We start from the raw sequence: 1,976 nt of genomic DNA, 5'->3' as shown, positions 1-1,976 counted from the left end.
CATCGGCATCCACGACAACTTCTTCGAACTCGGCGGAGACTCCATCCTCTCCATCCAGATCATCTCCCACGCACGACAGGCGCTGGGCATGGATCTCTCCCCGCGGCTCCTCTTCGAAGCCCCGACAATCGCGGAACTCGCGTCCGCCATCGAGGCGGACGCGCCGGGCGGCCGCCCGGCGCTCCCCGCGGTCCCCGTGGTCGCGCGCGACAGAGCGCTGCCGATGTCCTTCGGTCAGCAACGCCTCTGGTTCCTGGAAGACTTCAACGAGGGCAGCACGGAATACCACTCAGCTGTCGGCATGCGGCTGAGCGGCTCCCTGGACACAGCGGCCCTCCGCGCCGCGGTCGGTGGTCTCGTCAGCCGGCACGAGGCGCTGCGCACCACCTTCGACCTGGTGGACGGCCGGGCCGTACAAATGGTCCACCCCGTGCTGGAGCCCGCATGGCACTCCGCGGTGGCGGCGAGCGAGGAGGAGCTGCGCGCGGTCGCCCAGGAGGAGCTGTCGCGCCCCTACGATCTGCGGAGCGGGCCGCTCGTGCGCGTGCTGCTCGTCCGACTCGGCCCGGACGAGCACGTCTGCGTCCTCGGGATGCACCACATCGTCACCGACGGCTGGTCGATGGGGGTCGTCTCGCGGGAACTCGGCGAGCTGTACGCCGCCCACGCCGAGGGCCGGGCGTCGCGCCTGCCCGATGTCGCCGTCCAGTACCCGGACTTCGCCGCCTGGCACCGTGCGCGGCTGGAGGGCGGTCTGCTGGAGGAGCAGCTCGCCTGGTGGCGCGAGCGCCTGGACGGCATCACCCCCCTCGACCTGCCCACCGACCGACCGCGCCCGGCGGTGCGCTCGTCGCGTGGCGCCGTCCTCGGCTTCGAGGTACCACCCGCTGTGGTGGACGGGCTCACGTCGTTGGCACGTGCTCAGGGCGCGACGCTTTTCATGGCGCTGACGGCTGCCGTCCAGGCTGTCCTCGCCCGCTGCACGGGGCAGCGCGACATCTCCGTCGGCACGGCGTCGGCCGGACGGAGCGGCGGCCTGGAGCAGTTGGTCGGCTTCCTGGTCAACACGGTCGTCCTGCGCTCGGACATCGATCCCGGGTCGTCCTTCGACACCCTGCTCGGGCAGGTCAAGGAGACCGTCCTCGACGCGTTCGCCCACGAGGACGTGCCGTTCGAGCGTCTGGTGGAGGCGGTACAGCCGGAGCGCGACACGAGCCGCACACCGCTGGTCCAAGCCATGGTCGTACTCCAGAACGCGCCCGGCATGCATCCCGGACTCGGCGGTGTCCGCGTCCGCGACTATCCGTTGGAGCGGGACACCGCGCTGTTCGACCTCACTCTGGAGTTCGAGGAGCACGAGGGCGGGCTGCGGGCCCTGGCCGAATACAGCACGGAGCTGTTCGACGCGACGACCATCGCGCGCTTCGGCCGGCACCTCAACACCTTCCTCACCAGCGCCGTCGCGACTCCCGACCGGCCCCTGTCCGCGCTGTCCCTCCTCGATGAGGGTGAGTGGGAGCGGGTGGTCGGTGAGTGGGCGGTGACCGAGGGGGTCCCCGCGTGGGAGGGCACGATCCACGACCACGTCGCCGCACACGCCGCGGCCTCGCCGGATGCCGTGGCCGTCTCCTACGGCGACGAATCCCTCACCTACCGGCAACTCGACGAAGCCGCCAACCAACTCGCCCGACACCTCATCAGCCTCGGCGCCGGCCCCGGACGCCTCGTCGCCCTCTCCGTCCACCGCAGCACACACATGGCCATCGGCCTCCTCGGCATCCTCAAATCAGGCGCCGCCTACCTCCCACTCGACCCCGCCTACCCCACCGACCGCCTCACCTACATGCTCACCGACTCAGCAGCCCAGCTCCTCGTCACCCACCACGGCCTCAACACCGACCTCCCCACCACCGGCATCCACACCATCGACCTCGACACCGACGCAGACACCATCGCCCACCACCCCACAACCACCC

Annotated in this window: 1 protein-coding gene; it reads left to right on the top strand. The window is 70.6% G+C overall.

The window, feature by feature from the left end; genetic code table 11:
• A partial coding sequence (locus LCE31_RS39275; RefSeq protein ID WP_225023044.1) for a condensation domain-containing protein occupies positions 1 to 1,976 on the top strand: 1,976 nt, incomplete at both ends.

The sequence above is a fragment of the Streptomyces sp. 8L genome, assembly GCF_020176795.1.
Lineage (GTDB): Bacteria > Actinomycetota > Actinomycetes > Streptomycetales > Streptomycetaceae > Streptomyces.
The sequence above is the reverse complement of the archived record's forward strand: the minus strand, read 5'-3'. Positions and strand labels throughout refer to the sequence as shown.